The following is a 19,707-nucleotide window of genomic DNA, read 5'->3' on the forward strand; positions in this document are numbered from 1 at the left end:
AAAGATCGGGAATCGGGAATCGGCAATTGAGAAAGAACGCAGACCCGCCAGTGGCGGATACGCGGATTTATTAAGATTGGTTCCGATTCGCTGACGCACGCCAATAGTTAGCTGCGTCAATCTTAAAAATCATAACCATGTTGTGTTCTTTCGCTCCGCGCCTCAGTTCGCCGGTCGCCCAACGCGCTCGCTGCGAAGTTTTGTGCTGACGAGCACCATCTGGTAGGTGTCTTTGTATTGGGCGTAGCGCGCCGCGTCGCGGTCGTGGGCGGCACGTGTTTGCAGGCGCACGTCGCGGGTAAAGAACGCGGAACCGGCCTGTTTGACCATCGATGCGTTGACCTGGTACCACCAGATATCCAGCGCGGTATACGTCGCCAGCGTCGCCCCGTCAACCGGCTTGAAGTCAATGAACACGCGGTACTGCGTGGAATCTTTAAACGATTCGAATTCGTTTTCGGAAAGGGCGCGCTGCGGCCTGGGCTCGTCGGGGCGGATGAACACGACCTTTTGCGCCAGCTGCTGCGCGCGGCTCATACGCCGGAACAGGGCCAGCAGGCGCTCCTGCTCGGCAGCGGTGATCAGGCCGGCATAGCTGGCGAAGGGCGCATCGGGTGTGGGCTTATGCCGCTCGATGATCGCCTCGTATTCGGCAAATTCGGCGGCCGGGAGGCCTTCGGCCGTAGCCGGCGGGTAATTGCGGGCACGTAGGGAGTCGGCACGGGCCTGGATCTGCTCCATCGTCATTCTGGTGCCGCCGGACACGGTTTCTCCCTGGGCACTGGCATTGCCGGCCGTAAAAAGCGCCAGCGAAATAAAAAAGGCATGGATCGATCGGTACATGGCAGCGGGTTTATAGGTGTCTTTCGAAAATACAATTTTCTTCCCTTCTTCATTCCTTGTTCTGCTGTTCCTTGTTCTGCTGTTCTCCTGTTCTGCTGTTCTGTTGTTCTGTTGTTCCCTAGCTTCGCCCCATGGCCCGTTCCCGCCGCTACAAGCAAACCCGCAAATACGTGCTCCGCTTCGTGCTGGTCGCGCTGCTGCTGGTGGTCGCCTGCCTGGCCTGGATGACGTGGATCTGGTGGGACGAGCGCCGGCCGGCGATGATCCGCTACCCCGAGTTCGGCATCCCTATCCCCACCCGCTACAGCATCCACGGCATCGATGTAAGCCGCTACCAGGAGAACATCAGCTGGGACGCGGTGCAGGAGATGGACATTGAAGGCATCCGTATCGGCTTTGTCTTTATCAAGGCTACCGAAGGCCTGTCGAGCGTCGACCCGAAATTCCGCCGCAACTGGACGGGCGCCCGGAAAGCGGGTATCACCCGCGGGGCCTACCATTTTTTCCTTGCGGGAAAGAGCGGGCGGGCGCAGGCGGAGCAGTTTATCCGCACCGTGCCGCTCGAGCCCGGAGACCTGCCGCCGGTGGTTGACATCGAGAGCGCGGGCCGCGCAAAGCCGGAAGCGATCCGCAAGGAGCTGAAGATCTGGCTCGACAGCACCGAGCAGCACTACGGTGTACGGCCGGTGATCTACACCTACCTGAATTTTTATGAGCATTACCTGCAGGGCTATTTCGACGACTACCCGCTGTGGGTGGCGCACTACCTCCAGCCCGAGGGGCCGCGGATCGAGCGGCCCTGGGCCTTCTGGCAGCACTCGGAGCAGGGGCATGTGGACGGCATCCGCTCCCGCGTCGACTTCGACGTGTTCAGCGGCGACTCGCTCTCCTTTCGCGCGCTCTTAGTACCTTGAAGCATGGATGAATACGACCGGGACTTTGACCCAGAGGCACGGCGCTACCTCAAGAAGGTATTGAACACGATCTTCGTCGGGATCTTCTGGCTGCTGTTCGTGGTGCTCTTCGGATTGTACCTCGGCTGGGGCATTCCTTTCGGCGGCCGCGTCGACGGCTTCAACATCGCCTTCTATTGCCTGTTCGCGCTATCGCTGGCGGCACTTATCCGGTTTTTCTGGCGCACCTGGAGATGAGAGCAAGAACGCTGATCCGCCAGCTGGCGGATACGCAGGTCTATTAAGATTGGTTATGATTTGCTGGCGCACGCCAAAGAAAATCCGCGTCAATCTTAACAATCATAAAAGATCTGCGTTCTTTCCCTCCTCACGAAGTATGATCCGACACGATCACCCAGCGCCCCTTCACCTTGCGGAAGAGCAGGTCGTAATGCCCGCCTACGTCGCCCTTGCTGCGGGCGAGGTGCCACTTGCCCACCACGAAATAATATTCCTTCGAAAGCCGCCGCAGCTGCAGCAACTCGAAGGATAGCTGCCCCATCGTTGCGGTATCTGGGTAGCCTTTCTGGTAGTTGGCGAGCGTTTTCTGCCAGCCCCACTGGATGCCGCTTTTGCCGATGAACATCAGCGAGTCGCTTTTCCAGTAGCCTTCCATGAAGCCGGGAATGTCGCCCCGGTTCCAGGCCGCCACCTGGCGGTCCAGCACGGCGCGCACGGCGGCCTCATCACGTGATTGGGCGGCACCCGAAAGCGCGGCCAGCAACATACAGGCAAGCAACAGTCGTTTCATGAACGGAAGATAGCAAAAGGCCCGGGCGTAAAGACGCCCGGGCTATCTGCTTATGCCTCACCCCGCCTCTCCCTGAATAGGGACGCCACTTCCCACAGGACAGCTCCCGCCCCGAGCAGCATCAGCGAAATACTCCCCCGTGCATCGTGCCCGGTGGCAAACCATCCCAAAAGAAAAAGGAGGACGCCGCACGTGATCCGGTAATAGGAACGTGCCGGGCGCTTCAGCCTGCTTGCCCAAATACTCACGCCTATGAGAATGGCGCCGAAGACAACGATGAGAACTACTTCCATATGTGTGGATTTAATTAGCAGATAAGGTTGGCCAGAACAGAATTGTCGTGACAGAATTCACACCAGCACTTATAGCCGCAAAACAAGGCGGCAGGCCCTGTGACGCTACAAGCGGCGCCACAGCCAAGCACCAGCAACTGCTTCCAATAGGATCCACATGTTGGCCCGCCCGCGATGTTCCTTGCCTGTGCGTTCGAGAGATTCTGCAATTCGTGGAAAGCCTTGATGTTCTTCAACAGGTATGCAAACTGTTCTTTCGGGTCGATTGGGCAACTCTTGCAAGTAGCCGCGTCCTGGTACTTCTGCAGCACCGGAAACGCCTTGAAAAATGCAGCCTGCGCGTCGCTGAATCGGCGTACAAAGCTGTTGCCCTCTTCCGGACCGCCGAAGAGCAGGGCGTAAAAAAGGCCATAATCGCTCTTGTCAACGCCGGCATTGAAAGCTTGCTGTAATTCGTCTGCGCTGTGTCCACGCTCGATCGCCGCATATACTGTTTCCACCAGGGCCATTCTTGCCTGAAGGGCGTTCCCATATTCCGCAGACTGTACGATCTTCTGGCTTTCTTCTTCCGAAAGGGTTTCCTGCGCCCGGCCCAGCAGCGTGCCGGCCAGCGCGATCAGCATAAATAAGGTCTTTTTCATCGGTGTTTATTTAGGCCCCTACTCTTTGAATCCGGATTTTCGGGTTCCTCCGCTCCATGGCCATTGGAGCAACCAAGGTACCCCCTCCGGCAGGGCGTTTCCATGGGAAAAAACACAGAAAAAAATGGTTTTTTTCCCACGGGCGTACCTTTGCGGCATGTCGCGCAAACGCCTGTATTACCTGGTCTTTTTTACCCTGCTGTTTTTAGGTTTCGTGGGCGCCCTCGCCGTGGCAGTTCCCGAATTTTTCCACAACCGCATTCCGCCCATCTCGGTAGTGCAGCCGTTTACCTTCACCGACCAGGACGGCCGGCCCTTTACCGAGAAGAACATCGAGGGAAAAGTGGTCGCGGTCAACTTCTTCTTCACCACCTGCAAGAGCGTTTGCCCGAAGATGAACAACAACCTGAAGCCGGTATACGAAGCCTTCCGCGGCGAAAAGGATTTTCTCCTCCTCTCGCATACCTCCGACCCCGAGCGCGACTCCGCCGCCGTACTGAAGCACTATGCCGATTCGCTGGGCGTGAACACGAAGCAATGGATCTTCCTCACCGGCCGCAAAGACAGCCTGTACCGCGCCGCCCGCCTCAGCTACAAGATCGACGACCCCAACAACAGCGTCGCCAATATCGACGACGACTTCCTGCACACGCAGTTTGTGGCGCTCGTAAACAAGGAAGGAAACGTGGTGAAAATTTACGACGGGCTGAAGCCCGGCGAGCTGGCGGAAATGGAGACAGAGATCCGTAAATTGCTGAAGAAATAACGCAGCTGCCCATGGGTGCACACACGCACAAAACGACTGAAGTCCGCATAGCCGAAATCCTGCGGCGCAAAAGCCTCAGCATCACCGACAGCCGGAAGAAGATCCTCTCCATCTTCCTGGCACACCCCGACGCGCTTGCCCATGGCGATATCGAAAAGAAGGCCGGTGAAAAGTTCGACCGCGTCACTGTATACCGCACCCTCCAGACCTTCGTCGACAAGGGCATCCTCCACACCATTCCCACCTCCGACAATTCGGTGCTCTACGCGCTGTGCAAGGATTGCGGGGAAGGCCATCACCACGACGACCACGTGCATTTCATCTGCCGCGTCTGCCACAAAACCTACTGCCTCGACGACGTTGTGTCGCCGCAGATCGGGCTCCCCGACGGCTACCAGGCCGAAACGGTGCAGGTGCTGATCAACGGCGTCTGCCGCGAGTGCAATACGTAATAACGAAATCGCCTTCGACGGCGCTCGGGCTGACAGCGTGCAGGCGGATCTTCTTTTAGGCACCGCCTGGATAAGCCTTACAGTTCCCGGCTGCTGGCTACGCGCTGCAGCGTGGTGTCGCCCGTTACTTTGAATGATTTTGTTTCGCTGTCGGCAGTGCCCACGAGGAGCTCGCGGTGTTGTCGGTCGCGGGCGAGGAGCTCGCCACCCGTGCGGGCCGGTAGATCCCAGTAATAATAATCCTTGCGGCCGGCGTCGTAGAGCCAGATATGGTAGCTGCGCTGGCTGAGGCTGCTTTCCACCGCGTTGAGGAGCACCAGGTCGGCATGCCCGTCGAAGTTGACGTCTTCGGTAATGACGCGGCCGCCTTCCTCGAAGTCGGGACTTACCCAGCGCTCCGTAAGATCGATAGCGGTGTCGGACTCCGCAAACAGCGGCAGCGCGAAGCAATCGCCCGCCTCGCTTTCGAGCACGCGGCCCAGCGACGGGTTGTTGCAGCGAACCGTGCGCATCGTATCCAGCTCCGCGCCCTTGTAGCGCAGCGAGCCTTCCCAGGCATCACCGTTGAGCGCCACGCGCAGGCGGCCCGTACGCAGCGTTCCCGATACATAGGCGGCCTGCTGCACGGCACGCGGAGCTTTCATGGGCCATTGACCCAACGGGGCCTTTGGCTCCCCATTGCAGGAGGCAAGAAAGATCCCGGCAATTCCGGGTAGCAGAACAGGTCGGGAAAGCAGGCGGCGCACAGGTTTCATGGAGGGAAATTGGAGGGAGATCGGAAGACTGCAAAGATCGAAAAAAGCCCCGACGCAGCGGGGCTAATTGTTCGTTAAAAGCCCACTGTCCCCCGAAGGGGGCACGACGGTCGAAAAGTCCCGGCTTATTGAAACACGCTGGATGTTGGCTCATGCGAAAGCCCCGCTGCTGGCGTGGCTTTCTACGTCAGAAAAATTTCAATGCTCCAGCCTTCATGCGCTCGTCGGGTATTGCAATTGAGCTGTGAAAATGGGACATTATAGGACTATCGATCCAGCCCTTGGAAAAGTGGCGAACTAACGGTTGCCTCAACCTAGAAAGTCTGTTTGCCCTTAGTGCCCCCTTCGGGGGACAGGGGGCTTTTCACATACCGCTCCAGCCACTGGTTCTGCTCCCAGAGCATATGCAGCAGGTTCTCGCGGCCGCGGTAGCTGTGCGCCTCGTAGGGCAGCGACACGTAGCGTACCGTTCCGCCGTGGCCCTTGATGGCGTTGTACAGGCGCTCGGAGTTGATGGGGAAGGTGCCGGGGTTATCATCCGTATCGCCGTGGATGAGCAGCAGCGGCGTCTTGATCTTGTCGGCATACGTGAAGGGGCTCATTTCGGTATACAGCTCGCGGGCCTGCCAGTAGGTGCGCTCTTCGTTCTGGAACCCGAAGGGTGTCAGCGTGCGGTTGTAGGCACCGCTACGGGCGATGCCGGCGCGGAAGAGGTTGGTATGCGCGAGCAGGTTGGCCGTCATGAAGGCACCGTAGCTATGGCCGCCAACGGCCACGCGGGTGCGGTCGCCGACGCCGAGCTCGGCGAGCTTGTTGATGGCCGCCTCGGCATTCCAGACAAGCTGCTGGCGGAAGTTGTCGTTGGGACGTGCGCCCTGCTTCGCCACGATGGGCATCTCGGCATTGTCGAGCACGGCGTAGCCCTGCGTCACCCAGAAGATGGGCGAGGCCCAGGAGATCGTGGTAAAGCGGTACTGCGAGCCGCGCACCTGCGCCGCGTCGGCGGCCGACTGGTACTCGCGCGGGTAAGCCCACAGGATCACGGGCAGCGGTCCGTCCTTGTCTTTGTTGTAGCCCGCGGGCAGGTACAGGTCGCCGGTAAGGTCCACGCTGTCGGCGCGCTGGTACTTGATCTTCGTTTTCGTAACGCCCTGCAGACCCGGGTAGGGGTTGGCGAAGGCCGTGAGCGCCTTCTCGCTGTTGGCGCGGAGGTCGCGGAGGTAGTAGTTGGGCGGAAGCTGCTGGCTTTCGCGGCGCGTCAGCACGAGGCCTTTGTCGGCATCGATCACATCGGCCACGTATTCATACTGGCCTTCGGGGCAGCGCCAGATCGTTTCGCGCTTGCCGCTCTTCAGGTCGAGTGTGGCAAGAAAGGGAAGGTCGCCGGCGGGCGAGGAGCCGACGGGGTTGTTGAAGAGGAGCTTTGAGTTGTTGGCGGTGAGCAGCAGCACGGGGCGGCCCCACTGGTTGCGGTGCGTTACGGCGGCGCCGGGGTTGTTGTATGCGTCGGTCTGGCTCAGGTCGTAGAGCTTGCTGAGCGAGCCCTGGCTGCCATCATATACGTCGATGCGGCTCAGCTGCTTCGAGCGGAGTCCTTCTTCCACAAGGGCTACTGTGTTGTTGCCCCAGGTGGCGCTGCGGTAGCGCATCTCCGTTTTGAACAGCTCTTTGGGCGTTCCGGTAAAGGGCGCCGCAAGCGCGTATACAACATCATGATGCGGCACCGCCTTGCGGATAAGGCCGCTGTCGAGCGGCATCGCCCAGGTGATGGTCGCCGGCTCGTCGTCGCGCCAGTCGAAGGCGCGAGGCACGTTCTGCGTGTTGTCGTAGCCGCTCGGCGTACCCTCGCTCGAAGGCAGCTCCGCGAGCACCTTCAGCAGCTTGCCGCTGCGGTCGGTTATGGATACAGTCGAGGGAAAGCCGCCCGCCGTTACGAGGTACGAAAAGGGCTTGCGGATCGTGCGCATCATCAGGTATTGCCTGTCGGGCGAGAGGCTGAAGCCGAGGTACATCGCGGGTGCGCCGACCTTCGTTTCAACACCGCCCTTCCACTGCACCAGCTGCGCCGTGCTGTAAAACTGGAAGGCGTCCTCGTCGTACGGCGTTTTGATCAGGTCCTGGAAGGTGGCGCTGGGCGCGGCTTTGCCGAGGTTTTGCTGCACGGCCGGGCCGCGGGGCGTGATGTTCTTCTTCGGTGCGGCCGATACGGGTGCAACGGCGGCCTTGTACAGGATCGTGTTGTCGTCGGCCCAGGTGAAGGCCGTGCCGAGCGTGTTGTTGACAGGCTGCCTGTTGATCTTCACAGCCTTTTGCGTGGCCACATCGATGATATAGAGGTCCACGCGGGAGGCGCCGATGGCCAGGAAGGCCAGCTTGCTCTGCGAGGGGTTCCACTGCGCGGGGCCGGCGCTGAGCCCTGCGGGGAGGCCGCTCACGGCGTACTCCTTACCCGAAGGAATATGCTTGAGCCGGAAGCCGTTGGTATAGGTCTGCCGTGTGGGCGAGAAGTTGTTGGGGTTGAGGCGGAGGCCGGCGATCCGCAGCTCGGGCTGCCCGAGCTCCTCCACCGAAGGGTAGGAGTTGCGCTCCGAAAGAAGCATCCACTGCGCTTTATCATCCACCGAAACGCCGGGTGTCGGCTTCGCGAGGAGCAGGTCGGCAATGGCTTTGGGCGGCAGCTGGTAGCTGAGGCCATCCTGGGCACGCACCAACAGGGCGCCACCCAGAAACAGGAGCAGGAGCAGTTTCTTCATGTGCAAGGGTTGTGAAGAGCAATATAATAAATCTGCCGATGGGGCAGTCTGTTGGTCTGCTAATGGGGCAATCTGCTGATGCAGCGAACCGGAAAACACGAACGCCGCTCCCCCGGAGCGGCGTTCGCCTATTAGCAGACCAGCAGACTATCTAATTAGCAGACTGCCCCGCAGACTGAACCGGGTGTGTCACGTTCTTCAGCTCCTCGTTCACGAACAGCATGAGGTCGGCGATATGATCCGGGCTCAGGGAGAACTTGAGGCCAGCGGCTTCGTAAAGCTCGGGGAGCGTTTTGGTGCCGCCGAGCGAAAGCGCGGCCGTATAATTACGGATGGCGGCTTCCTTGTTTTCGCGGAACTGCTTCCAGAGCCCGATGGCGCCGAGCTGCGCGATGCCGTACTCGATATAATAGAAAGGCACCTCGTACAGGTGCAGCTGGCGCTGCCACGAATACTTGCGGTATTCCTCAAGCCCGCTCACATCGATCGAGATGGACGTATAGTCGTTCATGATGCGGCGCCAGTTCTCGGCCCGCTCCTCGAGCGTGTGATTGGGGTTTTCGTACACCCAGTGCTGGAATTTGTCGATGGTGGCGATCCAGGGGAAGATGGTGATGACGCGCTCGAGCTGGTGCTCCTTGGCGCGGCGCAGGTCGTCGGCGTTGTCGAAAAACTCGTCCCAGTACTCCATGCTCATCAGCTCCATCGCCATCGAGGCCACTTCGGCGATCTCCATCGGGTATTGCTTGAAGGCCGTCAGCGGGAGCTTGTGCGACAGGAAGGAATGGATGGCATGGCCGCCTTCGTGCACCATCGTGGTGACGTCGCTCATCTGGCCGGCGGCGTTCATGAAGATGAAGGGCGCGCCCGTTTCCTCGAGCGGGCAGTTGTAGCCGCCCGGCGCCTTGCCCTTGCGCGAGTCGAGGTCGAAGCGGTTCATCTCCCGCATCTTCACGAGGCAGTCGGCGAAGAAGGGATCGAGCTTGCGGAAGCAGCTGACGGTCTTGTCCACGAGCTCGTCGCCGGTCTGGAAGGGCGTCAGCGGCTTGATGCCCGCGGGCTCGGCCTCGGTATCCCAGGGGCGCAGGTTCGGCAGGCCAAGCTTCTGGCGCTTGCGGTCGTAGATGAAATCCACAAGCGGGAGCACATGCGTCTTCACGGCCTCGTGAAACTGGAAGCAGTCTTCCTTGGTATAATCGAAGCGGCCGAGGTCCTCGAACTTATAGTCGCGGTAGTTTTCGAAGCCGGCGTTCTTCGCGATCTGGGTTCGCTTCTCCACGAGCTTCGTGTAGAGCTCGTTGAGCTGGTCCTTGTCCTGCATCCGCCGCTCCTGGATCTTGAAGTACACGCGCTCGCGGAGGTCGCGGTCGGGGTTTTCCAGGAACTTGGCGGCCTGCTGCAGCGTGTATTCTTTGCCGTCGATCTCGACGGACATCTTGCCCGTGATAACTGCATACTGCTGCGCGAGCACCGCCGTTTCGGATTGCAGGGGGATGTTGGCCTCGCGGAACAGCTCGATGCTTTTGCGCACGGAGCGGAGGTAGGTGGCGTATTGCGCCGGGTCGAGGTCCTTGCTCAGCGGCGACTCCACCAGCTTGCGGTTGAGCCGGTCGGCATAGGGCTGCATCGGCGGCTGGATCTGCGTTACGAAGTAGGTAAAGGCGTCTTCGAGCGCTTTGTTCTCGGTGTCGCAGGTCATGCGGATCTGGCGCCAGGCGGCATCCTCGCCTACGACGGCTTCGAGCTCGGAGAGGTCGCGGAGCCACTGCTCGAGGGCTTCGCGGCTGTCGATATTACGGGAAACAAGATCGTCGAAAAAGGGCTGCAGGCCCGCCCAGTCGGTCACTTTGAAATCTTCGGGAAGAAAGTGCCGGAGGAGCTTCTGGATATCCGCGCTGTAGTTCATAATCGTTGTAGTTGAATGCCTGTCCGCCAAAGCGTGGGCGGCAGGGGTCTTTGTGAATGGTGAATGTAGGAAAGGGACGGATAAAAAATCGGGCCCGATAGCAGGGTTCGACAGGCAAAGCCTGTCATTGCGAGGGGACGCGCACCGGAGGCCCACCCTTCAACACCGTCATTGCGAGGGGACGCGCACCGGAGGCCCACCCTTCAACACCGTCATTGCGAGGGGACGCGCACCGAAGGGCGCGGTACCCGAAGCAAGCCCTTGGGGGTTACGCTGAAGCCCGATGCGACCGCGGTGTCAGCCCCATGGGATTGCTTCGCTGCGCTCGCAATGACGTTTCAGGGGGGCGCTGCTTCATTGGGCCCTTACGACACAACCGCAACGACGAAGCCCGCCACAGGGGCAGGCTTCACGCTATTCTTCGGTACCGGCTTATTCGGCCGTATCGTCTTTCTTCTTCTTCGGAGCTGCCTTTTTCTTGGGCTTCTCCTCGCTGTCGGCGGCGGCGTCAGAAGCGGCTGCGGCCTTGGGCGCTGCCTTCTTCTTCGGCTTTTCTTCCGTGCTGTCGGCCGTTGCGGCGGCGGCAGCCTTCGAAGCCTTTTTGGGCTTCTCTTCGGCGCCGGTATCAGCTGTTTCTACTTCTGCTTCTTCGCCATCGGCCGAAGCGGGCGCCTTGAAGTCGATGCCGTGGGCGTTGAGGGCCTCGAACCACTTCACCATCTTCTTCATATCGCTGTTGTACACGCGCTCGAAGTCCATGCTCGGGAACACCTTTCCGAAGTACGCCTTCACCGCCTTGGCGTCTTTGGCGTCGGGCAGCTTGTCGGCGCTGTCTTTCATGGCCACGAAAACTTCGGCCAGGTTGACGTTCTCACCGGTGGTGTAGATCTCGATGCTCTCGAGGTGCGAAAGGTTGTGTATGCGGGACGAAATGAACTTCGTGGTTTGATCGTCTACCGAACGTACCAGCGCTCCATCGTTCTTGCTGCTCAGGATCTCGTACAGTCCGGGTAAGCCGGTCACGGCAACAATTCTGTTGTACTCCATGAATTAGGAATTTTAGGGGCTGCAATATAACCAAAGGTTCTTAAGGTTCTCCGGGTTTTTAAGGTTGTGGCGGCTCCTGGTCCACCATCGACAACAACCTGGAGAACTCTCAGAACCTCCAGAACCTCCAGAACCTTCCTGCCATCTTTCACCTTAATTAACCTCCCCTTCCCTCCTCCGGAATGGTTTTGGCTCAATTTTGACCCAAATCTCCCCGTACATGAACCTGTGGAAAGGCTTTCTGACTTCTTTGGCATTGCTGTCTGTTTGTATCGCCAACGCACAGGACGGATCCGGCACCGTGAGCGGGCGGGTACGCGATCCAGAGACGTTGATCAACCTGCGGGGCGCCACCGTCGGCGTGCGCTCCATCCGCGACTCCTCCTACTTCGTTACGGCCAATACCGACTCCCTCGGGCGCTTCCGCATCGGCGGCCTCCGCGCCGACTCCTTCCGCGTCCGCTTCTCTTACGTGGGCTATGCGCAGCTCGAGCAGACCTTCCGCCTCGATAGCGGCGCCAGCGTGGACCTCGACGACATCCTGCTGCCCCGCGCTACCAGGGAGCTCACCGGCGTCGTGATCCAGGGCACAACGCCACCCGCGGTGCAGAAGAACGACACCGTGCAGTTCAACGCGTCTTCCTATAAAGTGAATCCCGACGCGACGTCCGAAGACCTCGTACGGAAGCTTCCCGGCATCACCATCGAGAACGGCCAGGTGAAATCGAACGGCGAGGCCGTACAAAAGGTCACCATCGACGGCCGCGAGCTTTTCGGCGATGATGCCACCGCCGCCCTCCGCAATCTCCCCGCCGAGGTCATCGACAAGATCCAGGTGTTCGACCGCCTTTCCGACCAGGCGCAGCTCACCGGCTTCGACGACGGCAACACGCAGCGCGGCATCAACATCGTAACAAAGGCCAATATGCGCAACGGCCAGTTCGGGCGCATCTACGCGGGCGCCGGTACCGACGACAATGCCTCCGCGCTCCGCTACAGCGCCGGCGGCAACACGACTATCCTGAAGAATAACCGACGCATATCGCTGGTGGGCAACTTCAACAACATCAACCAGCAAAATTTTGCGCAGCAGGATCTCCTCGGCGTTACGTCCACGTCTACCCGCGGCAATGGAGGCGGTGGCAGGCAAGGTGGCGGCGGCGCACGACCCAACAGCAGCGGCGGCCGCACCGGTGGCAACAGCGGCGGCTTCGGCTCCAACGCCAACTTCCTCGTAGGGCAGCAGCAGGGCATCAACCGCACTACGGCTCTCGGCGTCAACTACAGCGACCTGTGGGGGAAAAAGAAAAACGTAACGGTCACCGGCTCGTACTTCTTCAACAACGGCCGTAATAATACGTATGAGGAGGCCGTCACCGATTACTTCAGCTCGGGCAAGAACGCGTTCAACCGCACCACCGATACCACGACCTCCACGGGCAACAATACCAACCACCGCATCAACGGGCGCGTCGAGTGGCGCATCGATTCGAGCAACCAGCTCATTTTCGCGCCCAACCTGTCGTTCCAGATCAACGAAACCGACCGTCTTACCAACCGCTTCTTCGGCTACAGCAGCAACCCCAGCGGGCTTACGGATCGCTTTACCTCCAACCGCAGCAACAGCAGCCGCACCGGAAATAACCTCAATGGATCCCTGCTGTTCCGCCACTCCTTTGCGAAGCGCGGGCGCACGTTTTCCGTCAACCTCAACTCGTCGTCGAACCGCCGCAACGGCGATGTGTACGTGACCACCTCCGACCGGCAGTTCTTCGGAACGGTGCCCGGCACCGACACGAGCTCGCAGCGCTACACCGACCAGGAAAGCGACGGCTGGCAGCTTTCGACAAACTTCATTTACACCGAGCCGCTTGGTAAGAAAGGACAGCTGCAGGCTAACTACAACCCCGTTGTTTCCCGCTCCAACGCCAACCAGCTTGCGTATGGATACAACGCGTCGGAAAGCAAGTACAGCACCTTCCTCGACTCGCTGTCGAACCGCTTCAACAACAAGACCGACGCACAGAACGCGGGCCTCTCCTACCGCTTCGGCGACCGCGACCGGATGCTGTCGTTCGGCGCCAACTACCAGCACACGCGGCTCCGCTCCGACCAGACCTTCCCGCGGCTGCTCAACGTAGACAACACCTTCGACAACCTGCTGCCCAACGCGATGCTTCGCTGGAAGCTCAGTACCCGCAGCTCGCTGCGGTTCAACTACCGCGCGGCCGTCAACACGCCGTCGGTGACGCAGCTGCAAGGCGTGGTGGACTTCACCAACGCGCCGATCTATACCGTGGGCAACCCCGACCTCGACCCGCAGTACACGCACACGCTCAGCGGCCAGTATACCTTCACCAACACGGCGAAGGGACAGCTGCTTGTGTTCAACATCTTCGGGCAGGCTGCCAACAACTACATCTCCACGGCTTCCTTCCAGCCGCGCACGGCCGACTCGCTCGTGGCCGGCTTTATCATTCCGAAGCTGTCGCAGATCAACAAGCCCGTGAACCTCGATGGCTACCGCAGCCTCCGCGGGCTCGTCAACTACGCGTTCCCGATCAAAGCCATCAAGACCAACCTTAATCTCAATAGCGGCGTGCAATGGAACCGACTGCCGGGCATCGTCAACAACGAGCTGACGCAGACGGACAATACGGTGTACAGCCTCGGCACCGTGTTCGCCAGCAACATCAGCCAGTACGTGGACTTCACCGTTTCGTACACGGCCAACTTCAATGATGTTACGAGCAGGGCGCAGGCGAAAGATTCCTCTTCGGGCTTCAACTACTTCCAGCACGTGGCCTCGGTGCAGCTGAACCTGCTGTCGAAGAACGGCTGGCTGCTGCAGACCGACGCCACGAACCAATACTTCACAGGCTATTCGGGTACGCCGGCACAGAACTACACGCTCTGGAATGTAGCGGTCGGCAAGAAGCTCGGGAAGGCCCGCAAGGCCGACATCCGCCTGTCGGTATTCGACCTTCTGGGCCAGAACCAGAGCATCGCGCGCAACGTAACGGAGACCTACCTCGAAACGCAGACCACGCAGGTGCTGCAGCGCTACTACATGCTCACGTTTACGTACAACCTCCGCACGTTCGGCACGGCAGCTACCCGGGCGGCCAACCGCGCATCGGGTCGCGCTGCGGGTGATCGGTAATTAAGCAGCGGCTGTTTCAGGCGACACTGGAGTCTTCCCCCGGAGAGATCTCTCGCAGAGGGCACGGAGCGTTTCGCAGAGCGCACGGAGACAGGTTTGCTACCAACGAAACCTACGGGAGGCGTTTTCATGGCTGTGACTGTTCTCTATGCGGTTAACGAGAGACGCCCTGCGGGCAGAGCACAAAGGCGCCCCCTCGGGGCGCCTTTGTCACACTGAGCGAAGCGAAGTGTCTGTGCGGGCCGCTTTAGGCAAATACACTACCTGTAGGAATCTCCCTTCTGTAAGCACTGATCCGATATACCTAGCTGTTATCGCACAGCGCTCCTGCTTGGATCCACAGATGCCTCACTCCGACCGGCATGACAAAGGAGCCCGGACGGCGCCTTTGTGCTCCCCTCTGTCCGGGGCTTCCGGCTCCCCTTCCCTTAGGGAAGGGGTCGGGGGATGGGTCCTGCGGGCCGTAACGGGCCACTCAATAGTTACAAAAGAGAACACTTCGGATTCGGGCAACTCCCTTTGCGGTTTGCGTCGCAAACTCTTGGCCTACGCCCGGCCACATCGTGACTTCCTCCATTCTTCTTGCAACGAGTTCCACAGCGTGAGCCCCTTCTTTTCTTCGCCTCCTTTGCGTCCCAAGAAGCCTTCGCGCCTTGGAGTTAAAAGAGAAAGCCTCCCCGTGTGGGGAGGCTTTCTGCTCCCCTTCCAACTGGGAAGGGGTTGAGGGATGGGTCCTACGGGCAGTAGCGGGCAACACACTGGTTTCAACTGGAACACTGCAGATACGGGCTACTCCCTTTGCGGTTTGCGTCGCAAACTCTTGGCCTACGCCCTGCAACATCGTGACTCCTCCAGTCTTCTTGCAACGAGTCCCACACCGTAAGTCCCTTCTTTTCTTCGCCTCCTTTGCGTCCCAAGAAGCCTTCGCGCCTTGGCGTTAAAAAGAGAAAGCCTCCCCGTGTGGGGAGGCTTTCTGCTCCCCTTCCAACTGGGAAGGGGTTGAGGGATGGGTCCTACGGGCAGTAGCGGGCAACACACTGGTTTGAACTGGAACACTTCGGATTCGGGCAATACCCTTTGCGGTTTGCGTCGCAAACTCTTGGCCTACGCCCGGCCACATCGTGACTTCCTCCACTCTTCTTGCAACGAGTTCCACACCGTAAGTCCCTTCTTTTCTTCGCCTCCTTCGCGTCCAAAGAAGTCTTCGTGCCTTGGCGTTAAAAGAGAAAGCCTCCCCGTGTGGGAAGGCTTTCTGCTCCCCTTCCCCTAGGGAAGGGGCTGGGGGTTGGCCCCTGAATCATTATTGCTTGATCAGCGTCACCGTCTCGCTCGCATCGCCATTGGCCGTGAATGCCTTCAGGTGATACTGCCCGGCGGGAAGACCAGCCACATTCATCTGGACCGTCGTCGAAGAGCCGGCCTCGGTGAGCACCGATTGTGTGCGCACGACCTTACCCAGCATATCCGTGAGCTGCAGTACCACGCTGCCGCCCTGGGCCGAAGCCTGCAGGCGGATCGAGGCCGTGCCTTTCACCGGGTTGGGGTAGATGCCGTCGAGGGTCAGGATGCCGCTCTTGTCGCCTTTGAGCAGAACCACCGCGCTGTACTTATACTGCCCGTCGAGGTCCTGCTGCTTCAAGCGGTAGTACCACTTCGAAGAAGTTCCCTGTCCCGCTGAGCCTGCCGAAGCGTCCGTGTACGAATAGGTGATATCGCTCGTGCTCGTGCCACCCTGGGCGCGGCTTGCCACAAAGCCAACTTCCGTGAAGCGCGCGCCGTCTGCGGAGCGCTCGATGGCAAAGCCACGGTTGTTGGATTCGGTAGCGGTGATCCACTTCAGCTCGTTGACATTATTGGTCCGCTTGCCCGTAAAGGCCAGCAGCGACACCGGCAGCGGTGCATCGATGTTGGAAAGTGCAAAGGGCGAGAAGTACGTAAGACCGCTGACAGTTGCTGCCTTCAGTCCATTGGCCGTAGCCGGCGTAACGGCGCTGCCCCGCTTGGCCCAGCCGCCGGTGGCATCATAGTGCCACAGCTGCACGTCGGTAGCGTTAGAGAAAGAAGCACCTACGTCTGTCGTGCCATTGTAGTAGAAGGTAGCGGTCACACCCGGCGAAGGCACGGGGTTGGCCGAATCGGGAACGAGGTCCCACTGGCGGGAAACTGCCTTGGCAAGGTTGGCGGTATAACCGGCCGACACGTTGGCGATCGCGTCTTCCACGCGCACCTTCCAGCCCTGCATGGTGCCGGACGAAAGATCCAGCGGGTTGTACGTGCTGTTGCCCACCGGGAAGGCCTGCGCCGAAGGGCCTACCGACTTGATGTGCAGCGCACCCGCGCCCGAAGTTTTTACATACGACGTGGTCGAGCCGCCCGAAACCGAGCCGGCTGCTACCGTAAGATCATAGGCATCCACATCGAGCTTGCCCGAGGTAAGCGTGAGCGTACCGTTGACCGTAACGGCTTTGTTGAGTGTAACCGTGGCGCTGCCGTTGAGCGTAAGGTTGCGGAGGATGTTGGTCGAAGGGATCTCGTAGCCGGCAGTGATGTTGCCCGCGCCATTGTAGGTAACGTCGACGCTGCTGCCCGCGAAGGTCGGGGCGGCGGCCAGCGTACCGGTACCGCGAACGATCGAGCCGCCCGGGGCAAGGGTAAGTACGCCACTTGTATTCGACAAGGTGCCCGCAGTGAGGCTCAGCGTGGTCACGCTAAGATTGCTCGCAAGGGCAAGCGTGCCGGACGAAGTGCGGTTCAGCGTGAGCGCCGAAAGCTGCTGGCTGCCGGTTTGAAACTGGATCGTTCCGCCGTTGCCGGTCCCGGTAATCGTCAGCGAAGAAGCAGCGGAGCCGGCGATGAGGCCGCTCCCCGAGAATGTTCCGCCTGCCGTGAGATCCTTGCCATTGAGCGCAAGCACACCCGAGCCCGTCAACGTAACGTTGCCGGCAACCGTGAGGCTGTTACCGAGTGAAAGCGTTCCCAGGCTTTCCAGTACAACGTTGCCGCTGATGCTGGAGGCGGAGCCCGTCGCGGTGCTGGCCGTGTTGGCGCTTACATAGAGGTTGCGGTAGCCGCTGCCCTGGATCGTGTGGCCGATCTCCGAAGCATTGTAGTCCTGCGCAACGGCGGTCGACGGCGTGATATTGGTCGCTGCGCTGCTGAACATGAATGCGGAGCGCATGCGCCGAAGGCTGGTAGAGAAGGAGCCGGGATAGTTGCCCGTTCCGAAAGCCGTGAACATCTGGTCGGACGAGTTGGCGAGCCAGATGTAAATGCCGAAGGGCTGCGCCGTAGACGATAGTCCGACAGACGAACGCGCGATGCGGAATTCCGCTTCCGAGCCGCTGCGGAAAAGGTTGCTACCCGAGCCGTAAATGTCGGAAGCGCTGCCCCAGCTGTTGCTGCTCCGCGTATAGAGGTTGAGCGAGGTAGTGGAAAAGCTTTGAACCAGGTAGTCGGGCGTCAGGTCGCCGGTAAAGTCTGCACCGGCGAATGCATTCGTGCTGCTGGTAAAGTTGCTGCCGGGGTTGGCATCGAAGCCCACCTGGATTTTATCGGCATCACCGAAGCCGCCGGAAACACGCACGTAGAAATACTGGTCGTCCCAGGTGAGGTACGCATTGCGCGAGCCATCGTTGGAGATCAGGTCGGACGAGGTCCAGTCGGTATACGTGCCGTTGATGAACTTGGTATTGTAGGCCGATACGCCGCTGACGGTGTACGTGTAGTTGCTGTTGCTGTTGTTATTCAGGTTGAGCGTGTAATAGTCCGCGTTGCTGTTGCTCGGGGCCGCGTTGTTGGTGCTGAACACGTAATAGCTTACGGTCTGGTTGGCGGGCACTGCGGGGATCGTGTACGAATACGATGTGCCCGACCCGGTCATGGCGGCGATCGTTGCGTTCGACGAACCGGAGTTGCTGGCATCGGTCCACCAGCGGATGAAAACATATTCGCCCGTATTGAGGGAGCCACTCAGCGTAGTGCTGACGGTAACGCTTTGCTGGTTGGTCGGATTACCCGCCGGCGACTGGCTCACGCTGTTGACCGATACGGGGCTGTAGCTGGTTTCGAGCACCGACATATAGTTGTTGACGCCGCTGTTTTTGCCAACGTTGACGGTGTAATAATTTCCGCTGGTAACGGCCGGCAGCAGGCCCGAGCTTCCCCCGAAGGAAGTATTATAACGCGCCGAGGCCGCAGCCGAAGCGGGGTCGATCATTGTGTTGTACCCCGACAGCGTTTGTCCGCCGGAATACGGACGCCAGTTGGTGCTGTAATTGGTGGAGGCAGCGGTCCCGGTGGCAAACTCCCAGTTGCGCGCGCCCGAAGAGGCGCCGGAGCTGGCCTGGAGGCGCACACTGCGCACCGCACCTTTGTCGATAAGGTTGTAGGTAGCATAGCTGCCGTTAACTAATTGGGTTCCTAAAACCGTCGGCTGGGCGTTGGCGTGAATGGATGCATAGGCCATTGCCACAAGAAGGAGCAAGCGCTTCATAAGCAAGTAGGTTGTTTTGTTTTGGCGGCTTTTCGGGGGCGGATACCGGGGAGGGTTTGTGTACGAAAGACACAGTTTCCAAAGATATTAAGGAAAACCACATATCACGCGGTTTTTCCCGATTTTTCGGCGGTTGCCGCAAATTGGCCGACAAGCCCCGGCCCGCTCCCCTGGAGCACAAAGGCGCCCCGCCGGGGGCGCCTTTGTCACACTGAGCGAAGCGAAGTGTCTGAGGGCGCCGCTTTAGTCAAATGCGGTACCTGTAGTAATCTCCAACCAATAAGCATTGCGCCCCAGTGAGCCCCGCTTATCAGTACTAATACGGCCCCTCCGCCTTCCCGCTACGCCGCTCCCGGCTAAGCCCACAGATGACTCGCTCCCCCTGGTTCTTCCCGGGGCAGGTTTCTCGCAGAGGGCACGGAGCGTTTCGCAGAGCGCACGGAGACAGGTTTGCTACCAACGAAACCTACGGGAAGCGTTTTCATGGCTGTGACTGTTCTCTATGCGGTTATCGAGAGACGCCCTGCGGGCAGAGCACAAAGGCGGCGCCCCGCGCCGCCTTTGTCACACTGAGCGAAGCGAAGTGTCTGTGCGTGCCGCTTTAGACAAATGCAGTACCTGTAAGAATCCCCCTTCTATAAGCATCGCGCCGCAGTAAAAACCGCTTCCTTCCTTTCTTGCCGTTATACCTACTGTTATCGCACAGCGCTCCAGCTTGTACCCACAGATGCCTCGCTCCCCCCGGCATGACAAAGGCGCCCTCCGGGCGCCTTTGTGCTCCCCTGAGAGCCTTAACCGGCCACTCAATAGTTACAAAAGAGAACACTGCAGATTCGGGCTGCTCCCTTTGCGGTTTGCGTCGCAAACTCTTGGTCTACGCCCGGCCACATCG

13 protein-coding genes are annotated in these 19,707 nt (G+C 59.8%); 5 read left to right on the forward strand and 8 right to left on the reverse strand.

The window, feature by feature from the left end:
- Positions 1-162: 162 nt before the first annotated feature.
- Positions 163-843 carry a hypothetical protein gene (locus tag ACYU7Z_RS11205; protein WP_460570445.1) on the reverse strand — a complete coding sequence of 227 codons (681 nt, stop codon included), beginning with the start codon at positions 841-843 and terminating at the stop codon, positions 163-165.
- Between the two features lie 131 nt (positions 844-974).
- On the opposite strand from ACYU7Z_RS11205, the gene ACYU7Z_RS11210 reads away from it, so the two are divergent.
- Together ACYU7Z_RS11210 and ACYU7Z_RS11215 are read left to right on the forward strand one after the other, a co-directional pair.
- Positions 975-1,757, forward strand: coding sequence for a glycoside hydrolase family 25 protein (locus tag ACYU7Z_RS11210; RefSeq protein WP_460570447.1), 783 nt, complete (start codon positions 975-977; stop codon positions 1,755-1,757).
- Positions 1,758-1,760: 3 nt separating this feature from the next.
- Positions 1,761-1,994 (forward strand): hypothetical protein, encoded by a 234-nt coding sequence (locus ACYU7Z_RS11215; RefSeq protein WP_460570449.1) that lies wholly within the window; start codon positions 1,761-1,763, stop codon positions 1,992-1,994.
- Positions 1,995-2,124: 130 nt separating this feature from the next.
- Here ACYU7Z_RS11215 and ACYU7Z_RS11220 read toward each other — a convergent pair whose 3' ends face one another.
- Both ACYU7Z_RS11220 and ACYU7Z_RS11225 read right to left on the reverse strand, forming a co-directional pair.
- The gene (locus tag ACYU7Z_RS11220) at positions 2,125-2,547 is read right to left on the reverse strand and encodes a YybH family protein (RefSeq protein ID WP_460570451.1); all 423 of its coding nucleotides are present in this window, start codon (positions 2,545-2,547) and stop codon (positions 2,125-2,127) included.
- A 307-nt stretch (positions 2,548-2,854) separates the two neighbouring features.
- Complete coding sequence (locus ACYU7Z_RS11225; protein WP_460570453.1) at positions 2,855-3,481, reverse strand: hypothetical protein; 627 nt, start codon at positions 3,479-3,481, stop codon at positions 2,855-2,857.
- Positions 3,482-3,638: 157 nt separating this feature from the next.
- Here ACYU7Z_RS11225 and ACYU7Z_RS11230 point away from each other — a divergent pair, with 157 nt between their 5' ends.
- Both ACYU7Z_RS11230 and ACYU7Z_RS11235 read left to right on the forward strand, forming a co-directional pair.
- Positions 3,639-4,247 carry an SCO family protein gene (locus ACYU7Z_RS11230; RefSeq protein ID WP_460570455.1) on the forward strand — a complete coding sequence of 203 codons (609 nt, stop codon included), beginning with the start codon at positions 3,639-3,641 and terminating at the stop codon, positions 4,245-4,247.
- An 11-nt stretch (positions 4,248-4,258) separates the two neighbouring features.
- Positions 4,259-4,699: a Fur family transcriptional regulator gene (locus tag ACYU7Z_RS11235; protein WP_460570457.1), complete on the forward strand. Its 441-nt coding sequence runs from the start codon at positions 4,259-4,261 to the stop codon at positions 4,697-4,699.
- Between the two features lie 77 nt (positions 4,700-4,776).
- Here the strand turns inward: ACYU7Z_RS11235 and ACYU7Z_RS11240 are convergent, their stop codons facing one another.
- The 4 genes from ACYU7Z_RS11240 to ACYU7Z_RS11255 all read right to left on the reverse strand — a co-directional run bounded on the left by ACYU7Z_RS11240 (position 4,777) and on the right by ACYU7Z_RS11255 (position 11,160).
- Entirely contained in the window at positions 4,777-5,343 is a 567-nt protein-coding gene (locus ACYU7Z_RS11240) for a hypothetical protein (protein ID WP_460570459.1), read from the reverse strand.
- A 425-nt stretch (positions 5,344-5,768) separates the two neighbouring features.
- A complete protein-coding gene (locus tag ACYU7Z_RS11245; protein ID WP_460570461.1) occupies positions 5,769-8,207 on the reverse strand; it encodes an alpha/beta hydrolase family protein in 2,439 nt (812 codons plus the stop codon).
- 151 nt (positions 8,208-8,358) lie between these two features.
- Positions 8,359-10,113, reverse strand: coding sequence for a M3 family oligoendopeptidase (locus ACYU7Z_RS11250; RefSeq protein WP_460570463.1), 1,755 nt, complete (start codon positions 10,111-10,113; stop codon positions 8,359-8,361).
- Positions 10,114-10,545: 432 nt separating this feature from the next.
- Positions 10,546-11,160, reverse strand: coding sequence for a DUF5606 family protein (locus tag ACYU7Z_RS11255; RefSeq protein ID WP_460570465.1), 615 nt, complete (start codon positions 11,158-11,160; stop codon positions 10,546-10,548).
- Between the two features lie 220 nt (positions 11,161-11,380).
- Here ACYU7Z_RS11255 and ACYU7Z_RS11260 point away from each other — a divergent pair, with 220 nt between their 5' ends.
- Complete coding sequence (locus tag ACYU7Z_RS11260) at positions 11,381-14,323, forward strand: peptidase associated domain and porin domain-containing protein (protein WP_460570467.1); 2,943 nt, start codon at positions 11,381-11,383, stop codon at positions 14,321-14,323.
- A 1,300-nt stretch (positions 14,324-15,623) separates the two neighbouring features.
- On the opposite strand, the gene ACYU7Z_RS11265 is transcribed toward ACYU7Z_RS11260, so the two are convergent.
- Positions 15,624-18,815, reverse strand: a complete 3,192-nt coding sequence (locus ACYU7Z_RS11265) for a T9SS type A sorting domain-containing protein (protein ID WP_460570469.1) — start codon at positions 18,813-18,815, stop codon at positions 15,624-15,626.
- Between the last annotated feature and the right edge of the window lie 892 nt (positions 18,816-19,707).

This window comes from Flaviaestuariibacter terrae (genome assembly GCF_054777635.1).

Excerpts from the sequence above, each read along its gene's own strand:
- ACYU7Z_RS11205 (WP_460570445.1), bottom strand. The coding sequence starts at position 843 with ATGTACCGATCGATCCATGCCTTTTTTATTTCGCTGGCGCTTTTTACG.
- ACYU7Z_RS11210 (WP_460570447.1), top strand. The coding sequence starts at position 975 with ATGGCCCGTTCCCGCCGCTACAAGCAAACCCGCAAATACGTGCTCCGC.
- ACYU7Z_RS11215 (WP_460570449.1), top strand. The coding sequence starts at position 1,761 with ATGGATGAATACGACCGGGACTTTGACCCAGAGGCACGGCGCTACCTC.
- ACYU7Z_RS11220 (WP_460570451.1), bottom strand. The coding sequence starts at position 2,547 with ATGAAACGACTGTTGCTTGCCTGTATGTTGCTGGCCGCGCTTTCGGGT.
- ACYU7Z_RS11225 (WP_460570453.1), bottom strand. The coding sequence starts at position 3,481 with ATGAAAAAGACCTTATTTATGCTGATCGCGCTGGCCGGCACGCTGCTG.
- ACYU7Z_RS11230 (WP_460570455.1), top strand. The coding sequence starts at position 3,639 with ATGTCGCGCAAACGCCTGTATTACCTGGTCTTTTTTACCCTGCTGTTT.
- ACYU7Z_RS11235 (WP_460570457.1), top strand. The coding sequence starts at position 4,259 with ATGGGTGCACACACGCACAAAACGACTGAAGTCCGCATAGCCGAAATC.
- ACYU7Z_RS11240 (WP_460570459.1), bottom strand. The coding sequence starts at position 5,343 with ATGAAAGCTCCGCGTGCCGTGCAGCAGGCCGCCTATGTATCGGGAACG.
- ACYU7Z_RS11245 (WP_460570461.1), bottom strand. The coding sequence starts at position 8,207 with ATGAAGAAACTGCTCCTGCTCCTGTTTCTGGGTGGCGCCCTGTTGGTG.
- ACYU7Z_RS11250 (WP_460570463.1), bottom strand. The coding sequence starts at position 10,113 with ATGAACTACAGCGCGGATATCCAGAAGCTCCTCCGGCACTTTCTTCCC.
- ACYU7Z_RS11255 (WP_460570465.1), bottom strand. The coding sequence starts at position 11,160 with ATGGAGTACAACAGAATTGTTGCCGTGACCGGCTTACCCGGACTGTAC.
- ACYU7Z_RS11260 (WP_460570467.1), top strand. The coding sequence starts at position 11,381 with ATGAACCTGTGGAAAGGCTTTCTGACTTCTTTGGCATTGCTGTCTGTT.
- ACYU7Z_RS11265 (WP_460570469.1), bottom strand. The coding sequence starts at position 18,815 with ATGAAGCGCTTGCTCCTTCTTGTGGCAATGGCCTATGCATCCATTCAC.